This is a genomic window from Buchnera aphidicola (Chaetosiphella stipae setosa) (assembly GCF_964059095.1).
GTDB lineage: Bacteria > Pseudomonadota > Gammaproteobacteria > Enterobacterales > Enterobacteriaceae > Buchnera_J > Buchnera_J aphidicola_BP.
This window is the reverse complement of record NZ_OZ060394.1, coordinates 352,816-377,520: the sequence shown is the minus strand read 5'-3', so window position 1 is coordinate 377,520 and position 24,705 is coordinate 352,816. Positions and strand designations below refer to the sequence as shown.

18 protein-coding genes and 1 tRNA gene are annotated in these 24,705 nt (G+C 18.6%); 6 read left to right on the top strand and 13 right to left on the bottom strand.

Annotation, left to right across the window (positions count from 1 at the left end):
- Position 1 precedes the first annotated feature (1 nt).
- From AB4W52_RS01680 to AB4W52_RS01650, 7 genes are all read right to left on the bottom strand, one after another.
- Complete coding sequence (locus AB4W52_RS01680) at positions 2-1,759, bottom strand: ABC transporter transmembrane domain-containing protein (RefSeq protein ID WP_367675225.1); 1,758 nt, start codon at positions 1,757-1,759, stop codon at positions 2-4.
- A 172-nt stretch (positions 1,760-1,931) separates the two neighbouring features.
- Entirely contained in the window at positions 1,932-3,257 is a 1,326-nt protein-coding gene (locus AB4W52_RS01675) for a hypothetical protein (RefSeq protein ID WP_367675224.1), read from the bottom strand.
- Positions 3,258-3,309: 52 nt separating this feature from the next.
- A complete protein-coding gene (lon, locus tag AB4W52_RS01670; protein ID WP_367675223.1) occupies positions 3,310-5,643 on the bottom strand; it encodes an endopeptidase La in 2,334 nt (777 codons plus the stop codon).
- Between the two features lie 24 nt (positions 5,644-5,667).
- Complete coding sequence (gene clpX, locus AB4W52_RS01665) at positions 5,668-6,906, bottom strand: ATP-dependent Clp protease ATP-binding subunit ClpX (protein WP_367675222.1); 1,239 nt, start codon at positions 6,904-6,906, stop codon at positions 5,668-5,670.
- 63 nt (positions 6,907-6,969) lie between these two features.
- A complete protein-coding gene (gene clpP / locus AB4W52_RS01660; RefSeq protein ID WP_367675221.1) occupies positions 6,970-7,584 on the bottom strand; it encodes an ATP-dependent Clp endopeptidase proteolytic subunit ClpP in 615 nt (204 codons plus the stop codon).
- Positions 7,585-7,644: 60 nt separating this feature from the next.
- Complete coding sequence (locus tag AB4W52_RS01655) at positions 7,645-8,958, bottom strand: trigger factor (protein WP_367675220.1); 1,314 nt, start codon at positions 8,956-8,958, stop codon at positions 7,645-7,647.
- Between the two features lie 43 nt (positions 8,959-9,001).
- Positions 9,002-9,304 (bottom strand): BolA family protein, encoded by a 303-nt coding sequence (locus tag AB4W52_RS01650; RefSeq protein ID WP_367675219.1) that lies wholly within the window; start codon positions 9,302-9,304, stop codon positions 9,002-9,004.
- A gap of 258 nt (positions 9,305-9,562) precedes the next feature.
- Between AB4W52_RS01650 and cyoA the strand changes: the two genes are divergently transcribed.
- The 5 genes from cyoA to cyoE are packed head-to-tail and all read left to right on the top strand — an operon-like array spanning position 9,563 to position 14,266.
- Positions 9,563-10,390 carry a ubiquinol oxidase subunit II gene (gene cyoA / locus AB4W52_RS01645; RefSeq protein WP_367675218.1) on the top strand — a complete coding sequence of 276 codons (828 nt, stop codon included), beginning with the start codon at positions 9,563-9,565 and terminating at the stop codon, positions 10,388-10,390.
- A 43-nt stretch (positions 10,391-10,433) separates the two neighbouring features.
- The gene (gene cyoB / locus AB4W52_RS01640; protein ID WP_367675217.1) at positions 10,434-12,416 is read left to right on the top strand and encodes a cytochrome o ubiquinol oxidase subunit I; all 1,983 of its coding nucleotides are present in this window, start codon (positions 10,434-10,436) and stop codon (positions 12,414-12,416) included.
- A gap of 14 nt (positions 12,417-12,430) precedes the next feature.
- Positions 12,431-13,054, top strand: coding sequence for a cytochrome c oxidase subunit 3 (locus AB4W52_RS01635; RefSeq protein ID WP_367675216.1), 624 nt, complete (start codon positions 12,431-12,433; stop codon positions 13,052-13,054).
- Positions 13,051-13,380, top strand: a complete 330-nt coding sequence (gene cyoD / locus AB4W52_RS01630; RefSeq protein ID WP_367675215.1) for a cytochrome o ubiquinol oxidase subunit IV — start codon at positions 13,051-13,053, stop codon at positions 13,378-13,380. The genes AB4W52_RS01635 and cyoD overlap by 4 nt, the downstream gene beginning before the upstream one ends.
- Complete coding sequence (cyoE, locus tag AB4W52_RS01625; RefSeq protein ID WP_367675214.1) at positions 13,364-14,266, top strand: heme o synthase; 903 nt, start codon at positions 13,364-13,366, stop codon at positions 14,264-14,266. Before cyoD ends, cyoE begins: the two co-directional genes overlap by 17 nt.
- On the opposite strand, the gene AB4W52_RS01620 is transcribed toward cyoE, so the two are convergent.
- Together AB4W52_RS01620 and nusB are read right to left on the bottom strand one after the other, a co-directional pair.
- Positions 14,250-14,537, bottom strand: coding sequence for a TusE/DsrC/DsvC family sulfur relay protein (locus AB4W52_RS01620; protein WP_367675213.1), 288 nt, complete (start codon positions 14,535-14,537; stop codon positions 14,250-14,252). The genes cyoE and AB4W52_RS01620 overlap by 17 nt on opposite strands.
- Before the next feature lie 50 nt (positions 14,538-14,587).
- Positions 14,588-15,025, bottom strand: coding sequence for a transcription antitermination factor NusB (gene nusB / locus AB4W52_RS01615; RefSeq protein ID WP_367675212.1), 438 nt, complete (start codon positions 15,023-15,025; stop codon positions 14,588-14,590).
- Between the two features lie 252 nt (positions 15,026-15,277).
- On the opposite strand from nusB, the gene AB4W52_RS01610 reads away from it, so the two are divergent.
- Positions 15,278-15,351: transfer RNA gene (locus AB4W52_RS01610), tRNA-Met, on the top strand.
- A gap of 21 nt (positions 15,352-15,372) precedes the next feature.
- Here the strand turns inward: AB4W52_RS01610 and recD are convergent.
- The 4 genes from recD to AB4W52_RS01590 form a co-directional block, all read right to left on the bottom strand.
- The gene (recD, locus tag AB4W52_RS01605) at positions 15,373-17,181 is read right to left on the bottom strand and encodes an exodeoxyribonuclease V subunit alpha (RefSeq protein ID WP_367675211.1); all 1,809 of its coding nucleotides are present in this window, start codon (positions 17,179-17,181) and stop codon (positions 15,373-15,375) included.
- Positions 17,182-17,191: 10 nt separating this feature from the next.
- Complete coding sequence (gene recB, locus AB4W52_RS01600) at positions 17,192-20,698, bottom strand: exodeoxyribonuclease V subunit beta (RefSeq protein WP_367675210.1); 3,507 nt, start codon at positions 20,696-20,698, stop codon at positions 17,192-17,194.
- Between the two features lie 8 nt (positions 20,699-20,706).
- Positions 20,707-23,820, bottom strand: coding sequence for an exodeoxyribonuclease V subunit gamma (locus AB4W52_RS01595; RefSeq protein ID WP_367675209.1), 3,114 nt, complete (start codon positions 23,818-23,820; stop codon positions 20,707-20,709).
- A 100-nt stretch (positions 23,821-23,920) separates the two neighbouring features.
- The gene (locus AB4W52_RS01590) at positions 23,921-24,562 is read right to left on the bottom strand and encodes a mechanosensitive ion channel domain-containing protein (protein WP_367675208.1); all 642 of its coding nucleotides are present in this window, start codon (positions 24,560-24,562) and stop codon (positions 23,921-23,923) included.
- Positions 24,563-24,705 lie beyond the last annotated feature (143 nt).

Here is a 24,705-nt window from a genome sequence, read left to right as displayed (position 1 = left end):
ATTATATCCTTTTCTTACATTTTTGTTCAATTTTTAATTTCTTTTTATAGGAAAGTGAAATGCTATACCAGTTTTTATTTTTTATTAGTTCAGAATGCGAACCTCTATTAACAATTTTCCCTCGATTCATAATAATAATTTCATGTGCTTTTCTTAATGTTGAAAGTTTATGAGAACTCATAATAATTGTAGTATTTTTACTTTTCCATTTAAAAATATTTTTTAAAATATTTTTTTCTGTATTTCCATCAACTGCAGATAAAGCATCATCTAAAATAAGAATTTCAGGTTTTAAAATTAAAGCACGAGCAATAGCTATTCTTTGTTTTTGACCTCCAGATAATAAGATTCCATTTTCTCCTATTAAAGTGTTATATTGATTTTTTAATTTTAAAATTTCATTATTTATTTCAACTATTTTTAAATATTTTTGCACTTTTTTTAATGTAATATCTTTTTTTCCAAAAGTAATATTATTTAAAATACTATCAGAAAATAAAAAAGTTTCTTGATTTACTGTTGTAATTTTTTTTTTCCATTGTTTTAATTTATATTTATATAATGGAATATTGTCATATAAAATTTTTCCATTTGATACATCAAAATTTCGTTGTATTAATTGAAATAAAGTGCTTTTTCCTGATCCTGTTGGTCCACATACTCCTAAGATTTTTCCATTTTTTATAGATATGAATATGTTTCTTAATGAAGGTTTTTTACTTTTTTTATAAAAAAATTTTTTTATTTTTATCTCTAAATTTTTTGGTTTTTTTGGAAATATTTTATTTCCATTTTTTACAGAAATAGGAAAATTTATTATTTTTTGTATGCGATTCCATGCTGAACTTCCTCTTTCAACAATGTTAAACATCCATGCTAATGCTAACATCGGCCAAATCATTAACCCAAGGTACATAATGAAGCTTGTTAATTGTCCTAATGTTATAATATTGTTCCAAACTAACCAACTTCCACTAGAAATTGCTAAAAGATTTGAGAATGCAATAGATAGATATATTACTGGATCAAATTTTGCATCTACTTGTGCTACTTTTATGTTTTTTTTGCTGGATTTTTTAATTAATTTTAAAAATTCGTTTAATTGAATTTTTTCTAATCCAAATGCTCTTACCATTCTAATACTAGTAAGAATTTCTTGTGTTTTATTATTTACAATAGAAAAAGATTTTTGATATTTAAAAAATTTTTTATGTAATTCAGCACCATATTTTTGAATAAAAATTGTCATAATTGGCATAGGAATTAATGTAAATAATGTTAATTTATAACTTATTTGTGTACACATAACTGTTAAAACAGAAAGCCCCATTACTGTTGAATCAACTAATGTGAGTACACCTTCTCCAGCAGCAAATACAATTCTTTCGATATCGTTACTAACACGTGTAATTAAATCACCTGTTCTATTTTTTAAATAAAAATCTGAATTTTGTTTAATAATAGCTTTATAAAATATTGCTCTTAATTTTATTGCTAATTTATATGATGCTCCAAATAATAGTATTCTCCATATGTATCTTAAAAGATATATTGAAAATGCTATCAATGCCATTATATAAATCCATTTAATTGATTCTTGAAAACTAGTATTTTTTTTTATAATTGAATCAACTAAAATTCCTACTATTTTAGGAGGAATAATTTGAAGAAATGAAATGATAATTAAGATGAATACTGATCCTAAATATCTTTTCCATTCTTGCATAAAATACCAACTTAATTGCTTAAATAATCTCACAAGATAATCCTGTTTTTACTATTCATCGTAATATTTTAAATAAATTTCATTATATATTTTAAAAAAAATTTTAATAATCTATTATAAATTTTTTATTGAAAGTATTTAGAAAATTTTATATTTTCTAGTGTTAAATAAAAAAAATAATTTCTTTAGATTTGTTTTATATTTTTTATATGATATGAATTTTTTTTTTCATAAGGTTTTTTTTGTAAAGTTTTTTGCATAATTTTAGTATCATCCATTTATCTTTATAATTAGTGGTTGCAATGTAGATTGGCGTTATTTTAATAGATATTTTTTTCAAGATATGACTTTGAAAAATTTTTTTTTGTTTATATTTTTTTTTTTGAATAAAATATAATTTTTTTTTCTTACAGTTGTTTAATAAATTTTTTTTTTTATTTTTTTGTACTTGATTAAATTTATTTAATTGATTTCTTTTTAGTTCATTTTTTGTGACAAAATTTATTATTTTTTTTATTCTTAATGATTTATTAATAGATTTTTTAAATCCATTTATTTGTATTATATATTTTTTTTTTTTGTTCAAAAAAATATAATTAACAGTTTTTTGAGTTATTATAGATTTTTTTTTTTCTAAAAATTTCCTTATATTCTTGTTATTTAATATTTGAGGAATTTTTTTTATTGAAAACCATTTTGTTTGTTGTGGTTTTAAATAAAATTTTTTTTTTATTAAATGAAAATAATTTGTTTGATTAATAGAAAAAAATTCGTTTTTTGTGATTACATTTTTTTGATTTATTTTTTTTTCATTTAATTTTAATTGAAAATATTTTATTTTTTTTTTGCAGATATTAAAAATTTTTATTTTATTTGTATAATTATTGTTAAATTTTTTTTCTAAAAAAGATATCTGTTTATTAATATTTAAAAATATTTTGATGAATTTTATTTTAAATTTTTTTTTTTTTTTAAATATTTTTATGTTTTGAATATAAAAATTTTTTATTTTTTCTTGCTTTTTTAGCTTGGGTAAAAAATTTTTTTCAAAATTAATTTTTGTTTTTGTAAAAAAAAAATTTTTTATGAGATTTTTATTATATTTTTTTTGTTTTTGGTTATTTTGATTTTTTTTTTTTATATCTTCATTAAGTATTTTTTTTTTGTTAAAAAAAAAATTTTTATTAATTTTTGATGTAAATGTTTTTACATTAAAGAGTGTTTTTTTTTTATAATTATTATTTATATTATTATTAGTAAAATTCCAAGGAAAATTTTTGTATAAAGAAGAGTGGATATGAATATGTTTTGGATTTTTACTGTGATCATCATCTTTATCTTTTTTTTTATCTGAGTTTGTAAACCAGTCAAAAAATTCACTTATTTTTGTAAATGAAAAAAACATTTTATGATGTTTTTCTATATATTTTATTATAGTCGGAAAATTCATTACTAAAACAATACCTAAAAATATTGTTATTATTACTTTTATGATAAGTGTTTTTCTTATTTTTTCTATAATTTCTTTCATTATATTAATTCCTTTATTTTTTATTAGAGATGATTTTGAAAAAAATTAAAAATTATTTATATGGATTCTTTTGTAAAGATAATATTAACACTTCTTGAATATTTTTCACTAAATGTATGTTTATTTTTGAAAGAATTTTTTTTGGTATATCTTTTAAATCTTTTTCATTTTCTTTAGGTATAATAAAATTTTTTATTTCTTCTCTATAAGCAGCTAAAATTTTTTCTTTTAGACCACCAATAGATAAAACATTTCCATTTAAAGTAATTTCTCCAGTCATAGCAAATTTTGATTTGACTGGGTTTTTTGTTAAAGACGATGCAATTGATGTGCATATAGCAATTCCAGCACTTGGACCATCTTTAGGTGTTGCACCTTCAGGAATATGAACATGTATATCTTTTTTTTTATAAAAATTTAAAGGAATTTGTAATTTTTTTGCTTGAGTTCTTATAACAGTTAAAGCGGTTTGAATAGATTCTTTCATTATTTTTCCTAAATATCCAGTTAGAGATAATTTTCCCTTTCCTGAGACACATGCAGTTTGTATTTGTAATGTTTCTCCACCATAAGATGTCCATGCTAAACCAGTAACTTGTCCTATTTGATTCTGTTGATTTATTTTTTTAGGGTTAATTTTTTTTATTCCTAAATATTTTCCTAGATTTTTTCGATTTACATGTATTTTTTTAATTTTTTTATTTAATAAAATTTCTTTTACCACTTTTCTATATATTTGAGAAATTTTTTTTTCTAAATTTCTTACTCCTACTTCTTTTGTATAATAACGTATTATATCTATGATTGCTGGTTTAGTAATTGATATTTCACTTTTTTTTAATCCGTTTTCTTTTATTTTTTTAGGTTTTAAATAAGATTCATAAATTTTTATTTTTTCTTCTTCTGTATATCCATTTAATTTAAGAATTTCCATTCTGTCAAGTAAAGGAATTGGGATGTTCAGAGAATTTGCAGTTGCAATAAACATAACTTCAGATAAATCATATTCGACTTCTAGGTAATGATCATTAAATGAAAAGTTTTGTTCTGGATCTAATACTTCTAATAAAGCAGAAGATGCATCAGATCTAACTTCATAAGACATTTTATCAATTTCATCTAATAAAAATAAAGGGTTTTTCACTCCTATTTTTGATATATTTTGTATAATTTTTCCTGGCATTGATCCAATATATGTTCTTCGATGTCCGCGAATTTCTGCTTCATCTTTTACTCCTCCTAAAGACATTCTAATATATTTTCTTCCTGTTGCTTTTGCTATTGATTTTCCAAGAGAAGTTTTACCAACACCTGGAGGTCCTATTAAACATAAAATTGGTCCTTTGATTTTTTTTTTTCTATTTTGTACTGCTAGATATTCTATTATTCTATCTTTTACTTGTTTTATTCCGTAATGATCAGCATTTAATTTTAATAATGCGTGATTTAAATTTTTTTTTATTTTTGTGCGTGTTTTCCATGGAATTTTTATCATCCAATCAATGTAATTTCTGATAACAGTTGTTTCTGAAGACATATAAGGCATTAATTTTAGTTTTTTAAGTTCTTTTATTACTGTTTTTTTAATATCTTTTGGCATTTTTGCTGATTTTATTTTTTTTTTTAACAGAGTATATTCGTCAATATCAGGATCTTTTTTTCTAAGTTCTTTTTGAATAGCTTTCATTTGTTCATTTAAATAGTATTCTTTTTGGTTATTCTCCATTTGTTTTTTAATTCTATTTCTTATTTTTTTTTCAATTTTAAAAAGATTTATTTCTGATTCCAACATTATCATTAAATGATCTAATCTTTTTTTTATGTCGTTTTTTTCTAATATTTTTTGTTTATCAGTGATTTTTGCAGAAATATGTATTGCTATTGTATCTGTTAATTGTTTAATATTTTTTATTTTTTTTAATGCTTCAAGTATATCTAATGAGATTTTTTTATTAAATTTTGCATATTTTTCAAATTGATGTAATAAAGTTCTTTTTAAAATTGTATTTTCTTTTTTTGTTATTTTTTTGGAAGAAATTTTTTTTACTTCACCCATATATATTTTTTTTTTAAAATATAAATTGATTATTTTTGCTCTTTCTTTTCCTTCTATTAAAATTTTTACTGTTCCATCAGGTAATTTTAAAACTTGTAAGATAGATGATATTGTACCTATTTTAAATAAATCTTTTTCTTTTGGTTCTTCAATTTCATTTTTCTTTTGTGTAATAAGCATAATTTTTTTATCTCTTTTTAGAGATTTTTTAATACATTTAATAGAATTTTTACGTCCTACAAATAAGGGAATAACCATATAAGGATATACAACGATATCTCGTAGTGGAAGTATGGGTATTTTAATTATTTGAGTTTTTTTTAATTTCATAAATTTTTCTCTTTTAAAATTATTTTATATTTTTTCTTGATTATTTTTAAATAAGATTTTTGGATCTAATTTTTTTGTTATTGTTGATTTATTAATAATTATTTTTTTTATATTTTTCATAGATGGTGTTTTATACATTGTTTTTAATAAAATTTTTTCTAAAATTGCTCGCAGTCCTCTAGCTCCTGATTTTCTTGAAACGGATTTTTCTGCTATTTTTTTTATAGAATCTTTACAAAATTTTAATTTAATTCCGTCCATTTTAAATAATTCTTTATATTGTTTGATTAATGCATTTTTTGGTTTATTTAAAATTTTTGTCAAATCTTTTACAGTTAAATTTTTAAGTTTTGCTATAATCGGAAATCTTCCAATAAATTCTGGAATTAATCCAAATTTTATTAAATCTTTTGGTTGGACTTCAGTTTTTTCTTTGTTTTTATTTTTCTTTGTTTTTTTGAAAAATCCTATTTTTGATTTTTGATGTATTTTTTCTTTGAGAATTTTATCTATTCCTAAAAATGTTCCACCACATATAAATAAAATATTAGATGTATCAATTTGTATAAATTCTTGTTGTGGATGTTTCCTTCCTCCTTGTTGCGGAATAGATGCAATTGTTCCTTCTATAATTTTTAAAAGAGATTGTTGTACTCCTTCACCAGAGACATCTCTTGTTATTGAAGGATTATTTGATTTTTTTGAAATTTTATCTATTTCATCTATATAAATAATTCCAGATTGCGCTTTTTGAATGTTAAAATTACATTTTTGTAATAATTTTTGGATAATGTTTTCAACGTCTTCTCCGACATATCCTGCTTCTGTTAATGTTGTTGCATCTGTGATTACGAAGGGAACATTAATTATTTTAGCTAATGTTTCTGCTAGTAAAGTTTTACCGCTTCCTGTTGGGCCTATTAACAGTACATTACTTTTATGAATTTCAATTTTTTTTTTTTTTGTGCTGTATTGATATTTTAAATTTTTATAATGATTATATACTGCTACAGATAATATTTTTTTAACTTTTTTTTGCCCTATAACATAAGCATCTAATTTTTTTTTTATTTTTTTAGGTGTTAATATTTTTTGATATAGTTTTTCTTTTTTTGTATTTTCTTCAGAGATAATATTGTTACATAAATGAATACATTGATCGCATATATATGCTTTTGATCCAGCAATAATTTTTTTTACTTCATTTTGATTTTTTCTGCAAAAAGAACAATATAAATTGTTCTGTTCATTTTTTTCTGTCATAGAAGAAACCTCTCTTTTGATTATAAATAAAATAGATTTGTTAAAAAAAATTTTTATTTAAGGTTATTTTTTTGTTTTTAAAATTGAGTCTATTAAACCATATTTTAACGCTTCTTTTGCAGATAAAAAGTAATCTCTTTCTGTATCTTTTTCAATTTTTTTTATATTTTGCTTGGTATGATAAGATAATATTTTATTAATTTTTTTTTTAATTTTATAAATTTCTAAAGCATGTATTTTTATATCTGAAGCTTGTCCTTGATAACCACCTAATGGTTGATGAATCATTATTCTTGAATTTGGTAAGCTAAATCTTTTTCCATTAGTTCCGGAAGATAGTATTAATGCTGCCATTGATGAAGCTTGTCCTATACAAACAGTATTTACATCAGGTTTAATAAATTTTATAGTATCATATATAGATAATCCAGAAGAAACTATTCCACCAGGAGAATTAATATACAAAAAAATATCTTTTTTTTCGTTTTCTGATTCTAAAAATAAAAGTTGTGAGATAATTAAATTTGATAAATCGTCATTAATAGTTCCAGTTAAAAATATTATTCTTTCTCTTAATAATCGAGAATAAATATCAAATGATCTTTCTCCAAAAAAATTTTTTTCAATAACTATTGGTATTACATTGTGACTGTTTTTAATTTGATTTTCATATATCATTTTTTTTCTCTATTTTTTTAATTTTTTATTTTTTGTTTTTTTTTTTGAATATTCAAATTATTATAAAGTTTTTTCTATTTTTCTATTTTTTTTTAAAGCTTGAATAAAATTTGTTTTTTTTTCTTGTAAAGATACATTTTTAAAAATAAAATTAAAAGTTTTTTCAACAAGTAAATGATTTTTTATTTCATTCATAATATCTTTTTTTTTTACTTTTTTATTTTTTAACATTTTGTTTGTAGAAAGTTTTTTTTGTATGTTATAAAAAAATTTTTTAATTGATTTTTTACTCACAAATAATGATTCTTCTGTAATAATTTGATGTATTAAATTTTGTATAATTAGTTTAATTTTGCATTTGTTTTTTAGATTTTCGTTGTATTTTTTATCAAATATATTTGTATATTTTTTATATTCTAATAAATTCTTTTTATAGAGTAATTTTATTTCTTTTGTTATTTTTTTTGCGGAAATTTCTTCATAATTTTTTTTAATCCATTTTTTAATAAATTGGTTTTTTAAATATGTTTGAGAAATTTTATTAGATTCTACTTTTAATATTTTCAAAATATTTTTTTTTAATTCTTTTAGGTTTTTTTCTTGAATTCCAAATTTTTTTATTATTTTAAAATCTATATTTTTGTTTGTTTTTTCTTGAATTTTTTTTATTTTTATAATTAGTATTGTTTTTTTTCCAGCAATTTTTTTTTCTGGATGATATTTAGAAAATTTATGTTGTATTTTAAATTTATCATTTATTTTTTTGTTTAAAAAAAATTTATATATTTTTTTAAATAAATAATTTTTATTCATTAATATAGATTTTTTTTTCTTTTTTAAAATTGTTTTTTTATTTTCTGTAAGAATTTCATATTCAAAAGTTATTTTATCATTTTTTTTAATAAAATCTTTTTTTGTTGTCCAAGGTATAATATTTTTTTGAAAATTTAAAATAGTTTTTATGATATCTGATTTTTGTATTTTTATTTTCAATTTATAAATTTTTATTGATTTTATTTTTTTTTTTAATTTGTTAGAAATTATATGAAATTTTAATGTATAATTAAAATCTTGTCCTTTTTTATATTTTTCTAAGAAATATTCGATATTTGAATATTTTTTTATTTTTTTTTGTTTTATTACATTTTTTAAGTGTTTTTTTATAGATTTTTTTAAAATCATATTTAACACGTCATTTCTAAATTTTTTTTCAATAAGTTGATTTGGGGCTTTCCCTTTACGAAATCCATTAATGCAAATTTTTTTTTTTAATAAAAATAGTTCTTTTGTAATTTTTTTTTCTATTTTTTTTGAAGAAATGGTATTTTTTATTTTTATTTCATTAGTTTTTTTTTGTATTATTTGCGTATTCATTTTTTTTTTTTTAATTTAAGTGATAAAATTTATTTATATTTTTTTAAAAAAAATGTAAACATTGTGTAGAATGAAATTTTTTATATTTTTTTTTTTTCCACTCTTTATTAGAGTATGTAAAAATTTCTATTCCATGTATTTTTTTTCCTATTTCTTGAGATAAAATATTATAAATTATTTGATGTCGTCTGAGTATTTTTATTTTAGAAAAATCATTACTTACTACAATTATTTGAAAGTGAGAATCTTTATTTAAAGATTTGTGCATAAAACTTATATTATAAATTTTAATGTATTTTACATTTATTTTTTTTTTGATTTTATTTTCAATTATTTTTTTGATCATATTTTTTCATTTTTCGAAAGAGTAAAATTTTGTAAAAAATTTTTTTTTAAGATTTTTGTTTTCATTGTATTATATAAAATTTTATAATTTTAAATTAAAAAAATATTTTTAAAAAATATATAATATTTTATATTGAAAAGATTTTTTTTTACTTGTTTTTTCTATTGTATTTTAAAAAAATTAATTTTTTCATAATATTTTTTATAAATATGGTAATTGAATGAATAAAATTTTTTATTAAAATATTTGAGGTGTATTATGAATTTTCAAAAGTTAAAAAATTTTTTTTTAATATTTTTTTCAACTTTGTTATTTAGTGGATTTCACGGTGGAGTTTTTTCTCCAGGTGGTAGTATAGCGATTGAACAAAAAAATTTAATTTTTTTGTCTTTTGTAGTTATGTTAACAATTGTTGTACCTGTGATTTTTATGACACTTTTTTTTTCTTATAAATATTATCATGGTTTTAAAAATAATGAATATAATCCAAATTGGGATCATTCTTATAGAATTGAAGGATTTGCATGGGGTATTCCAATTTTAATTATTTTTTTTCTTGCTTGTTTATCTTGGAAAAAAACTCATGATTTGGATCCTCCAAAACCTTTAAAATCTATTTATAGTCCAATTAAAATTAATGCGATATCTTTAAATTGGAAATGGGTATTTATATATCCAAAAGAAAAAATAATTATTGTAAATGAAGTTTTGTTTCCTAAGAATGTTCCAGTAGAATTTCGTATTACTTCTAGTTCTGTTATGAATTCTTTTTTTATTCCTTCTTTAGGAAGTCAAATATATGCTATGCCAGGAATGATTACTCAATTGAATTTAATTGCTAATTTTCCTGGATTTTATAAAGGAATTTCTGCAAATTATAGTGGTGAAGGTTTTTCAGACATGAAATTTAACGCTATTGTTTCTTATAATAAGAATTTTTATAACTCATGGATAAATAAAGTAAGAAAGATAGGGAAAAAAATTGAAAATTTAAAAGATTTAAATGATATTAAAAATACACATCAAATTAAATATTTTTCTTTTAAGAATATAAAATTAATTAAAGATTTTTTCTTAAAAAAATAGTTTTTTAAATTATTTCTGTAATAAAATATTTTAGGAGAATTTTATGTTTGGAAAATTATCATGGGAGGATATACCTTTTCATGAACCAATTATTGTTTTTACATATGTGTTAATTTTTTTCTCTATTTTTGTTCTTTCATTGATAATTACGTATTATAAAAAATGGAAATATTTATGGAATGAATGGTTTACTTCTGTAGATCATAAAAGAATTGCAATTATGTATATAATTTTATCATTTATTATGTTATTTAGAGGTTTTGTGGATGCTATTATGATGCGTGTACAACAATATTATGCATCTTTATCTCACCCTCGTAGTTTGTTGCCTCCACATCATTATGATCAAATATTTACAGCTCATGGCGTAATTATGATTTTTTTTGTAGCTATGCCTTTAGTAATTGGGTTAATGAATTTTGTTGTTCCATTACAAATTGGTGCACGTGATTTAGCTTTTCCTTTTTTAAATAATTTAAGTTTTTGGATTACCGTTAGTGCTGTTATTTTAATTAATTTATCTTTAGGAATTGGAGAATTTGCAAAAACTGGTTGGCTAGCATATCCTCCTTTGTCTGAGATGGAATTTAGTCCAGGAGTAGGGGTAGATTATTGGATTTGGTGTTTACAGATTGCTGGTATAGGAACAACTTTAACTGCAATTAATTTTTTAGTGACTATTTTAAAAATGCGTGCAAAAGGAATGACTTTATTTAAAATGCCTGTTTTTACATGGACTGTTTTATGCTCAAATCTTTTAATAATAACTGCTTTTCCTGTATTAACTGTAACATTATTTTTATTAACTTTAGATAGATATTTTAATTTTCATTTTTTTACTCATAATATGGGTGGAAATATGATGATGTATACAAATTTAATTTGGATTTGGGGGCATCCTGAAGTTTATATATTAATTTTACCGGCTTTTGGAATTTTTTCAGAAGTAGTTCCTACTTTTTCAAAAAAATCTCTTTTTGGATATTTTTCTTTTATTTGGGCAACTTTGTCAATAACAGTTTTGTCGTTTATAGTTTGGTTACATCATTTTTTTACTATGGGTGCTGGAGCTAATGTAAATGCATTTTTTGGAATTACGACAATGATTATTGCTATTCCTACTGGTGTAAAGATTTTTAATTGGCTATTTACAATGTATCAAGGTCGTATTTATTTTCATTCATGTATGTTATGGACAATTGGTTTTTTAATTACTTTTTCTATTGGTGGTATGGCTGGAGTGCTTTTATCTTTACCTCCTGCAGATTTTGTTTTACATAATAGTTTGTTTTTAGTTGCACATTTTCATAATGTTATTATTGGTGGTGTTGTTTTCGGTTGTTTTTCTGGAATTACTTATTGGTTTCCGAAAGCTTTTGGTTTTACATTAAATGAAAAATGGGGAAAAATTTCTTTTTTCTTTTGGATAATTGGTTTTTTATTTGCTTTTATTCCACTATATTTTTTAGGATTTATGGGTATGACAAGAAGGTTGAGTCAAAATATAGATCATGATTTTCATTTTCTTTTATCTATTGCTTGTTTTGGAGTTTTTTTAATTTTTTTAGGTGTCATATCACAAGTTATTCAATTTTATATTTCTATTAAAAATCGTGAAAAAAATATAGATTATACTGGAGATCCTTGGGATGGAAGAACTTTGGAATGGAATACATTATCTCCTGTTCCAGATTATAATTTTTCTTTTCTTCCTGAAATAGATAGTAGAGATTTTTTTTGGAAAATGAAAAATAATAAAAAAAAATTTTTTGATAAAAATAAAAATAAAATTTTATATAAAGATTTAAATATTCCTAAAAATACTTCTTATGGATTTTTTCTTGGTATGTTTTTTCTATTTTTAGGATTTTCTGCAGTATGGTATATTTATTGGTTATTTTTTCTATCTATTATTAGTATTGTTTTTATTTTATTTTATAAAAGTTTTCAAAAAGACGAGAAAATTGTCTTTAGTAAAGAAAAAATAAAAAAAATAGAAAATTTTCATCATAAACGTTTTCATTAAATAGAGTTTATATTATGATTTATAATTTTTTAAAAGATTTTTTTTTAACACAGAAAAGAGATGTTTCTGAAAATTTAGATGTAGATCGAAAAAGTATTTTTGGTTTTTGGATTTATATTTTAAGTGATTGTATTATTTTTGCTACAGTTTTTTCAGTATATTTTGTTATGGTTAATAATATTTCTAAAGGACCTTCAGGAAAAGAATTTTTTAATTTAAAATATGTTTTTATAGAAACAGTTATTTTATTATTAAGTTCTTTATTTTTTAGTATTGTTGTTTATTTTATGAAGAAATTTGATGTTTTTATGGTGTGTTTATTTTTATCTTTAGTCTTTTTTTGTGGTTTATTTTTTCTTTTTTTAGAAGGATATGAATTTTTTAATTTGTTTCAAAAAGATTATCTTCCTGATCGTAGTGGATTTCTTTCAGCTTTTTATTTTTTATTATTATTACATGGTTTTCATGTTTTTTCTGGATTATTATGGTTAATGCTATTATTTTTTCAGACTATAAAATTTGGAATAAATAAAATTATCAGAACTAGATTAATTTGTTTAAGTATTTTTTGGCATTTTTTAGATATTATATGGATCTTTTTATTTACATTTGTTTATTTATTTGGAGTTATTTTATGAATTTTAATAAGAAAATAATTTCATTTATGAAAACTATTTTATTTTTTGATATAGTTATGTTTTTTGTGTCATTATTATTATCTTTTTTCCCTTTTTATTTTGTAATAAATAATTCTTTTTCGAAAGAATATCTTTATTTGATTATTATTTTTTGTTGTTTTTTACAAGTTTTTATTCATATATTTTGTTTTTTACATTTAGATGATTTTAATAAAAACACTTGGAATTTATTTTCTATAATTTTTACTTTTATAATAATTTTAATTATTGTTAGTGGATCAGTTTGGATTATGCGGAATTTAAATCATCATGTTACGATTTTTTAAAGAGATTAAAAAAAATTTAATTACATATTTTGAACTAATTAAACCAAAGATTGTTTTTGCTAATTTATTATCAGCAACGGTCGGATATTGCGTTTCTTTAGATAGTTCTTTTGTTTTTCAAAATTTTTTTTATCTTATTTTTGGTTTATTTTTTATCATTTCTTGTGGTTGTATTTTAAACAACATAATTGATAGAAAAATTGATAAAAAAATGTGTAGAACTAAAAATAGAGCTTTAGTAAAAAAAAAAATTTCTATCAGAAATGCTTTTATTTTTTCTATTTTTTCATTTTTCTGTGGATCATTTTTTTTATTACATTTTTGTAATAAATTAGTATATTTTTTTTCTTTTTGTGGTTTATTAGTTTATGTTTTTTTATATTCAATAATATTGAAAAGGAGATCAAAATATTCTACGATTTTTGGTTCAATATCTGGAGCTTGTCCTGTTTTAGTTGGGTATTTTTTAAATACTTCATGTTGTAATTTTCAATGTATAGTTTTATTTTTTATATTTTTTGTTTGGCAAATACCTCATTTTTATTCTATTTCTTTATTACATTTAAATGATTATCGTATAGCTAAAATACCTGTTTTTCCTGTAGTTGATAAAATAAATACAACTATTAATAATATGTATTTTTATGTTATTTTATTAATTTTTTTGACTTTTTTATTTGGTGTATTAAATAGTTTTAATTATTTTTATTTTTTAATGTTTTTTTTGTTGGGTGTTTTTTGGTTGTTTTTGATTTTTCAAGGAAATAATTTTACTCCAAAAAAATCTAAAAATTTTTTAAAAATGTTGAAAATATCAATTTTTTATATTATTTTTTTTGATTTGTTTATTCTTTTAAATAAATTCATTTTTAAATACATTTTTTAGGGTTTGGTATACCAGCAATTTTACTAATTTTGAGCATAGGATTTTTCGGAAATAAATTTATTAAGTTTAAACTATTCAGTTTTTTTGTATTATTTTTATTTATTGCAGTTAATAACATTCGGATAGAAGGTGTTGTTTTGAATTGAATATAAAAATTTCTTGTAAAATTAATTATTTTCCAATGATTTTTATTCATTTTTATACCTTCTATTTTTGCAATTTTTTCTGCAAAAACTTTATTCCATTTTTTTTTTAGAAATTTTTTTTTCATATTTTTTAATTTTAATTTATGGATAATATTTTAAAAAAATATTTAAATATTTATTTCAACATGATAAATAATTTATCTTTTTTTTTGCGTATTTTAAAAGCAGCTTTATCTAATACTCCATTAATAATTTTGTGACTGTTTTCTGAACAAAATATTTTTGAGATTTCTATTGCTTCATTAATGATTACTTTATATGGAATATCTCTTTTATATAAAAGTTCATAAAAAGACATTCTTAATATAGATTTTTCAATTTTTCCTAATCGATTTAAATTTTTTAAAATATATGGTTTAATTAAAAGATCAATTTTTTTTTTATTTAATACAATTCCAGTAAAAATTTCATTAAAATAATTTTTGTCAATTTTTTTTGTGTTTTTTTTATTAAAATCATGTTTTATTTTTTGAAAATTATTTTTAGATAATTTCCAAGCATATAATGCTTGTACAATACGAGTTCTAGAATTTTTTCGTAAATAAATTTTCATTTTTTTCTCATAGATATATTTATATATTTTTTATGATTATTTTTTTAAAATTTTCAGTTTTTTATATAATATTTTTGTTAAATTATTATTTAAAAATATTTTTATTTATTAATGATAAAAATTTTTTTATTTTTTAAAAATATTTTAACATATATTTTTTAAGGAAAATATTTTCTTTTTATTGAAAAAAATTCCGTTTTTGTAAAAAAAAATTTGCATATTTTTTTCAGAAGTTATATTATAATTAAATATCGCGGGATGGAGCAGTTTGGTAGCTCGTCGGGCTCATAACCCGAAGGTCGTTGGTTCAAATCCAACTCCCGCAAAGAGAATAATATGAAATATTTTTAATTTTTTTTATAGTTATTAGTATTTTTAAATTTTTGATATAATCCACTTATTCGAATTTTTTTTTTTTGAATAGCTTGGATAAATATTTTTTTTTTAGAATATATGTATATTTTTTTTTTTGCACGAGTTATTGCAGTATAAATTATTTCTCTTGTCATTATTTTCATTTTGTGTAATGGAAGTATTAAATGTATTTCAGAAAATTCTGATCCTTGAGATTTATGAACAGTTATTGCCCAAGTTGTTTGATATTTTTTTATTAAATTAATGGGTACAATTTTAATTGTTTTATCTGGCATGAGAAAAAAAATTTTTTTTTCTTTTTTTTTATCTAATAAAGTAATCCCTACAAGACCGTTAAATAAATTCATATTATTTATATTTTTTGATATTATAATTGGTTTTCCGATATACCATTTTTTTTTATTATTTTTAAAAAAAAATTGTGGATATTTTTTTTTAATTAATTTTTTAAAAATATAATTAATTCCTTTTACTCCAAAAAAATCATTTTTAATTAAACATAAAATTCTTTTTTTATTAAAATATTTCAATATATTTTTTATAGGTTTATTTTTTTTGATCATTTGAAAAAATTTTTTAAAAAAAATAAATAATTTTTTTATAATTTTTTCATATGAAGAATTTTTTTTTATGGAAAAAAATTTAACTTGTTTAAATTTATTAATAACAATTTTTTTAATATTTTCTATTTTTCCATTTTTTATTATTTCAGCGCATTTATCAATATTAGATTTTTCTTTAAATCGATATTTCTTTTTTAAAATAAAAACATTGTTTTTTAATAACAGATTTTTTTCTTTTAACGATTTTTTTGTTAATAAATTAAGTAAATTATAATATAATTTTTTTTTTTTTTCTTTTTTATAAAAAAATAAAATATCATGAATTATTGATCCTGAATTAATTGAAGGTAACTGATTCTTATCTCCTAAAAATATTATTTTTGTTTTTTTTGAAATATATTTTATTATTTTTTCTAACATAAAAATATCTATCATAGAAGATTCATCTATTATTAATAAATCAATATTTTTTTTATTTTTATTGGAAAAAAAATTATTTTTTTTATAAATTTTAAATAATCTATGAATTGTAAATGTAGTTTGTGGAATATATTTTTTATATTTTTTATTCATAAAAAGTTTTAAATTACTTTGAACAGATTCTAATAATTTAGCACTTGCTTTTCCAGTAGGAGCACATAATATAATTTTTTTTTTTTTTAAAAAAAAAATATAAAAATAAATTATTTTTGAAACTAAAGTAGTTTTTCCTGTACCTGGATCTCCAATTATAAATAAAAATTTTTTAAGAAAACATAATATTATTACTATTTTTTGTTCAAGATGCATGTTAATAAATATTTTGTCATTAAATATTTTTTTTAAAAAAATATTAGAATATTTTTTTTCTTTATATGGATAATTGAAAAATTTATATATTGTGTTTTCTATATGCCAGATTTTATTTAAATGTAAAAAATTGTTTTCTATTATTAAAGGAACATTTTTGTTTTTTTCACTAAAATTTTTATTTTTTAATAATTCTTTTTTTATATTTTTTTTTAAATTTAGTTTGTTAAAAATTTTTTTAGGAAAAAATTTATTTTTTAATATATTTTTTAATGAAACACACGTATTTCCCTTTCTATACATAAAACTTATATAAATAGAAATAATTAATATAAAAGTATCATTTTTTTTTGTAATGATTTCTTTTGCAAAATAATAATCTATTTTTTTTATTTTTTTTTTAAGAATTTTTTTTATTAATTTCCACATATTTATTTTTTTATATTTTTTCTTTTTTGAAGAAAGTTTTATTAATTTTTTTGAGTATTTTATGTTTCGGTACTAGAAAAAATGTTCCTTGATTACTGTTTTTCCCATCCATTCCTCGTAAAAATAGATAATAACCTCCACCAAAATTTTTTTTGAAATTATAGTTTTTAACTTTTTTTTGTAGAAATTTATGTAGTGCAAGTGAATACAAATAAAATTGTATATTATATTTTTCTTTCAAAAAATATTTTTCTAGATTTTTTTTTTGATAGTTTTTTGTTTCACCGAGAAAATTTGATTTATAGTCAACAAAATAGTATTTTTCATCATATTGAAAAATTAAATCAATAAAACCTTTTAAAATTCCTTTATTTTTGTCAAGAAAATTCATATTTTCGTTTTTCAAGATTTTATTTATAGAAAAAAAATTTATTTCTTTTTTTAATTGTAAATAAAATTCTACTTCTTTAATACATTTTTTTTGTATATTTTTTAAATTAATTTTATCCACACCAAAAGGATGAACAAGAATTGATTTTATCCAATTTTTTATAATAGGGATCCATTTTTTTGATAATTTTACTTTTTTTATTTTTTTTTTAATAAATTTTTTATGAATTTTTATATTAAAATTTATTTTTTCAAGAATTTTATGTAAAATTTTCCCGTATTTTTTTCCTTTAGGAAAGTTATTTTTAGAAATTTCTTGTGTGATCTTTTTTTTTTTTGAGATATATTTTTCAAATTTTAAAAAAATATCTTTTTTTTTAAAGTTTTTTTTGATTTGTGAAATACGAGTATAGCTTGTATTGAAATTTTTTTTGAAGTGTCTTTTAAAGTTTAAAATTTTGAATATATTGTTTTTATTTTTCTTTTTTTTTTCTTTAACTTTATTTATTAAAGTTTTTTTTTTAAAAATACATGTGATATTTTTATTTTTTTCTATTTTTTTTATTTCATGATATAGTTCTTTTATAGTCATTTTTTTTCCTTTTTGTAATACGTATCCCAAACCACTTTTATGAAAATTTGTTTTATATTTGTTTTTTTTTATAATAATTGAGCTAACTCCTAAATTACATTGAAAAATTGCTCTTGTAATAGCTACATATAAAAGTCGTATTTCTTCAGATAATTTTTCTTTTTCTTCTAATTTTATTTTTTTTTTAGATTTACATAAATTAATGAATGTATTATATTTTTTTTTATCGTGAAAAATGAATTTTTTTGAATGAGTAAAATTTGAAATAAAGGGAATCCATATGATTGGATATTGCAAACCTTTAGATTTATATATAGTAGTTATATTTATTACATATTTATTATGATGTAATTTTTGTTGGTATTTTTTTTTATCATTTATTTGATTTATTTTTTTTTTTAGCCAAGAGATTATTGAAGAACGTTCTTTTCTTAAACATGATTTTTTTTCTAAAATTTTTCCTAAATGTATTAAATTAGATATTTTTTCTTTATATTTTTTATGGAAAAAATAATTTTTATAAAGATTACTTGTAGAAATAATTTCATTTATTAGATTTAATATTCCTTTTTTTTTCCATATTTTTTTATACTTTGAAAAAGTTTTTTTTAAATTAGACCACAAAGAATATTTTTTTTTAATTTTATTAATTACATATGTGTTTTGAAAGATAATTGATGTAGCTAAAGCTCTATTAAAATAATTTTCATTTGAGGAATCTAAAATAGATTGTAATATATAGTATAGTTCTTTGACTTCAATTGTATGAAAAATAGATTTATTATATGATGTATAGTATGAGTAAATATTTAATTTTAGCAATTCTTTTTTCATGATTTTATATTCTTGGTAGTTTTTAACTAAAATACAAATATCTTGAATTTTTAATTTTTTTCTTTTTTCTTTTGTTATAAGAAAAGCTTGTGATTTTTTCATTTTTTGAATTAAGAAATATATATTTTGTGAACATTTTTTTGCAATCCAATTATTATATTCAAAAGGTGTTTGTGGAGTGTTTTTTTTTAACCAAAACTTTATTGCTGGTTGTTCTTTTTTTTTAATAAAATATTTTTTTTTTTTTGATTCTTTGGGTGATAACGCTGGAATGAATTTTATTTTTTTAAATAAAAAAATTTTTTTCATTCGAGAAAATAAAAAATTAATACTTTCGATTAATTTTTTTGAAGATCTCCAGTTTGTATTTAAGGTGTATATATTAGGTATTTTCGATTTAATTTTAAGGTAAAAAAATATGTCAGCTCCACGAAAATTATAAATAGATTGTTTTGGGTCTCCTACAAGAATTAATGATGATTCTATTTTTTTATTATTATATATTTTTTGAAATATTTTATATTGTTGCATATCTGTGTCTTGAAATTCATCAATAAATGCTATTGGAAATTTTTTTTGAATATATTGAGAAAGAGATTTTTTTTTTTTGAGAAGAGTTAAAAGAGATGAAATTAAATTTTCATAAGAAAATTTTTTTTTTTTTATTTTTTTGCAAATTTTAGGAATTTTTTTAATTGCTTGAATTAAAAGAGCTTCTTTTAAAGAAAAATTTTTTTTTAAAAATTTGTCAATTTTATTTAAAAAAGAGATTTTTTTTTTTTTTGAAAGAACATTTTTCTCTATTTTTTTTTTAGAAAAATGAAAGAGTTCTTTTGGAATTTTATAGTTTTTCGTCTTTTTTAAAGTCCATTTTTTTATTTTTTTTACCCATGTATTAAAATTTTTTTTATGATAAATTCTTTGGTTTAATATTTTTTTATGAAAAATTTTTTTTAAGTTAATATATATTTCTTTCCATTTTTTTTTAAATTTTTTTATTTTTTTTATATTTTTTTCATGATATTTCATGATATCATTGTTTTTTTTTGTATATAAAAAAAAATCAGACTTAATATTCAACCATGGTTGTATTTCTTTAAATAATTCTTGAGGATTTTTCCAATATTCAAAAATAATTTGAGAAATTTCTTTATTATATGGATAAAAAAAATTTCTCCAAAAAATATATGTTGAATTTTGATATAAAAGATTTTCGTTATATACTTTTTTTTTTTTTATTAAATATTCAAAATAATAATTTTTTTTTTTTAAAATATATCTGCAAAATCCATGAATAGTATAGATTGATGCATTATGAATATTTATATAAGATTTTTTTAATATTTGAGCAGCATGATTAAAATTTTTTACTTTTTTGAATATTTTTTTATAATTTTTATTTTTTGTTTTTTTTGATAAAAAATCTAGATATAGATTATAGATATTTTTTTCTAATCTTTTTTTAATCTCTTTTACAGCGTTTTTTGTATATGTAATAATTAAAATATTTTCAACTGAATATTTTTTTTGTGTATTTATATTTATTCCTAATAGTAGACGTAAATATAAAAGTATAATTGTAAATGTTTTTCCAGTTCCAGCAGATGCTTCAATTATTTTTTTTCCATTTAAATGAGTTGAAAAAATATTAATGTTTTGATTTTTTTCTTTCTTATCTTTTTTTTTGTTATTTTTAATCATTTCGTTTTTTATAAGATATTTTTGTATATTGGAAGCATCCAATATTTTGTTGTTCTTTTTATTTGATGTATCATTTTTTTATTTAATTTAGGAAAAATTTTTTGTAAATATAAGTTTTTTTTTTCACCTAAAAAGTATTGATTTCCATTCCAAGTTTCGAGAAACTTTTTTTCACTATATTTTATTTTTTGTTTTTTTATAGAAATTTTTTTTTCTTTTTTATCAAAGATGTAATTAAACCAATTTAATCCAGTTTTTGTTAAAACAATAGGTTTTTTTAATCCTTGTAAATAACCAAGGATATATTTTAATAAATTTTTTTTAGAGTTTTTACAAGATATTTTTTGAAAAGAAATTGTTTTATTTATTCCTATATATGTACTTTTTTCTCCTTTTAGAAGACAATGTATTAAATGTTCTAACCAAAATGAAATAATATTATAAGAATGTATAGATGATGTTTTCCAACGAAATAATTCTTTATGAGAAATATTTTTTAGTTTTCCATAAATTGTAAATTTTTTAATTTTAAATAAAAATTTTTTTCCTAAGAGATTTTTGTTATTTTTTATTTTTATAAAAATTTTTTTAATTTTAGAAATTTGATTTTTAAAATGTATTTTTCCAAAATGTTTATGTGGTAATATTCCTATAGATTGAATTTTATTAAATAATTTTTTTAGATCTTTTTTCTCTAACATATATTCTAAAATTTTTTTTTTTATAAAATAATTATTTTTATAATCTATTGAAAAAGGTTCTTCATTATAGTTAATAAAGTTATTATTTTTATAATAGATATTTAATATTTTATTGAAAAAATAATTTATTGGATTGTTCCAAAAAGAAATTAATTTATTAAAATTTATTTTTCTGATTTTTTTAAATAAATAAATTTTTTTAATAAATTTTTTTTTTAGATCTATTTTTTTCAAAAATAAAGTTTTTTTAAATGTATGATTATAGATATTTTTTTTTTCAAAATTTGTTTTTGGATGAATAAAAGATATTTTTTGAAATATATTTTTATGGGAAGAAAAATTATTTTCTATATATTTTTTTAATTTTTTAATTACACTAGAAATTTCATTTTTTTCTATTTTATTCGGAGAATTATTAATATAACTAATATAAATTTTTTTTTCAGTAAAAGCTAGTAGTTCAAAAAAGAGAAAAAAATTATCTTCTGTTTTTTTTTGATCTGAAGATTTTTGATATTTATATATTAGATTTTCTTCATTTTCAGTTATTTTTTTTGGAAAATTATTTTCATTCATTCCTAAACAATATGTAATTTTAGAGTTTATTTTTCTTAAAGAATTAAAATTTGTAAATTGTATACAATTATTGTTTATATTTTTTTGTATAAAGATTTTTTTCAATCTAATGTTTAATTCATATTTTAATATATTTACAGACATTTTTTTTTTATATGAACTTTTTTTAATTTCTTTTAGTAAAATTATTAATTTTTTTTTAATTATTTTGTAAATTTTTTTATTTTTTTTGTTTAATTGAAAAAAATCTTTTATTATTTTTTTATATATTTTTATCCATTTTTTTATTTTTCTTTTTTTTGATAATTTTTTCTTCCATTTTGTTAATTTTTTAATAAAAAATATTAATTTTTCTAATAAATTTATATGGTCTTTTTCATATATATTATATGGACGTATTTTATTTTTTGTTTGAATATTTTCTTGAATTCCGTATCCTAAAATTATTTTTTTTATTCCATATTTCCAAGTGTTTTGAAATGTGGGATAAATTCCGCTTTTTTTTTTATGTTTTTTATCAATTCCCCAGCGTATATTTGTATCTTTTATCCATGTTTTTATTATTTTAATGTCTGTTTTTGAAATAAGAAATTTTTTTGCAATAAATTTAAAATTTAAAAAATCTAATATTTTTTCATTTTCAAATTTGTTTTGAGGTAATGATAAAATTTTATTTAAAATATATAAAATAGAATTTTTTGTAAATAATGGTTTTTTTATTTTATATGGTATTTGAGTATTATTTATTTGAGATTGAAAAACTGATTTTATGTATGGTATATAATCTTTTATTTTTTCTGTTTTTACAATAATATCTTTTGGTTGTAACTTATGATTTTCATGTAAATTTTGTAATATGTTTTCATATAATATTTCTATTTCTCTTAAACGATTATTACATTCATGTATAGTAATCGAATTATCTATTGATTGTATTTGTATTTTTTTTGTATTTGTTTTATCTATTAATTTTAAAAAATTATTTTTTATTTTATTTAATAATGTATTTTTTTTTTTTTCATAAAAAAATTCTATTTTTTTACTTAAAGAAAAAATATATTTTATTTGTTTAATGTGATTTTTTGTCCAAATGGATAAAAGAGAGTATTTTTCCCAAGATTTATTTTTTTTTAAGTATCTAATATCAAATGGTGTAGAAATAAAAATATGGATATCAATTTTTTTACTTATTTTTTTTAAAATTTTAAAATAAAATTTTGAAAATTGAAATGGATTAATAATAAAGATTTTAGATGGAAATTTTTTATATATATATTTTTTAAAAATTTTTTTTTTAAAAAAATCTTTATATAAATTGATATAATGATATATATTTTTTTTTATTGTATGTGTTTGAATTTTTTTCCAGATTTTTTTTTGAATAAAATATTTTTTATTATATTTTTTTTTATCTTGTTTATTATACTCCCATCTTATTATCCAATTTGGTCTAAAAATTAAATATTCGTAAAAAATTTTTGATAATTCTTTTAAATATTGAAAGTTTTCTATTTCGTTTTTTTTTATTTTACATATTTTTTTTATATATTTTGATAAATGAATTAATTCCCAAAAAATATTATTCTTTTTCAGAAGTAAGTATTTTTTTTTAAATAAAAATTTTTTTAATACATAAGAAATAAAATTATTTTGCGTAAAGAAATTAAGATTGATAGAAATTCCTAGTATTTTTGCTATTTTTTTTTTAATTATTTCAGATTTTTCCAGATCTTCTGTTACTAGGATTTCTTTCATAAAGATATTGTTTGTTTTTTTTTTATATATAATTTGACATATTTTTTTTATTAAATAATTAAAATTATTTGAAGTGTAAATTTTTATCATAATTTATTTTCAAGAATTTAAAAAAATAAATTAAAGTAATTAAATGAAATTATTTTCTAAAATTTTAGAAAATTTATTTTTCAATTTAATTACTTAAAAATTAAATTATTTCTTTATTTTGTAATATTAAATTTTGTTTTATAAATGGAGTTTCTATTTCTTGTTTATCTAGTTCTTTTTTAAATTTTATCATTAAATCCCAATAAACGTTATTTAAATCTTCTGTTTTGTTCCAACATCGAATAATGAATTTTACTGAATAAGGAGAAAATTCACTTAATCCGATTAAGATATCTTGATTTTTTAATACACGATTTTCCTGATTGAGTACATTTCTTAATATTTTTGTTACTTTTTCAACATCAACATTATTTGAGAAACTAATAGAAAATTCGTTTCTTCTAATCGGAGAACGAGTATGATTAATAATATTTCCGGAAAGAATATTAAAATTAGGTATAATTGCTGTTTTTCCATCCATTGTATTTAAAATAGTATAAAATATATCTATATTTTTTATAGTTCCAGATATTTTTCCTATTTGTATATATTCTCCTTTTTTAAATTTTTGAAAAATTTTTATTAAAATTCCAGCTGTAAAATTTGATAGTGTGTTTTGAAGAGTTAATCCTACTGTCATTCCTAATGTTCCTAATGAAGCTACAAGAAATGTAAGGTGTATATCATATAAATAGCCTAAAAATATTACAATTATAATTGTGATAAGTGAATATTTTAACATTTTTAAAAAAATCCATAAATTTTATATTAAAAAAATATTGTTTTAGAAGTTTATAATAAAGTAAATTTTTAGTTTAATAAAATAAATTATAAATTTTTATATAAATATTTTAAAATATAAAAAATTTATTTCATACAAACTTG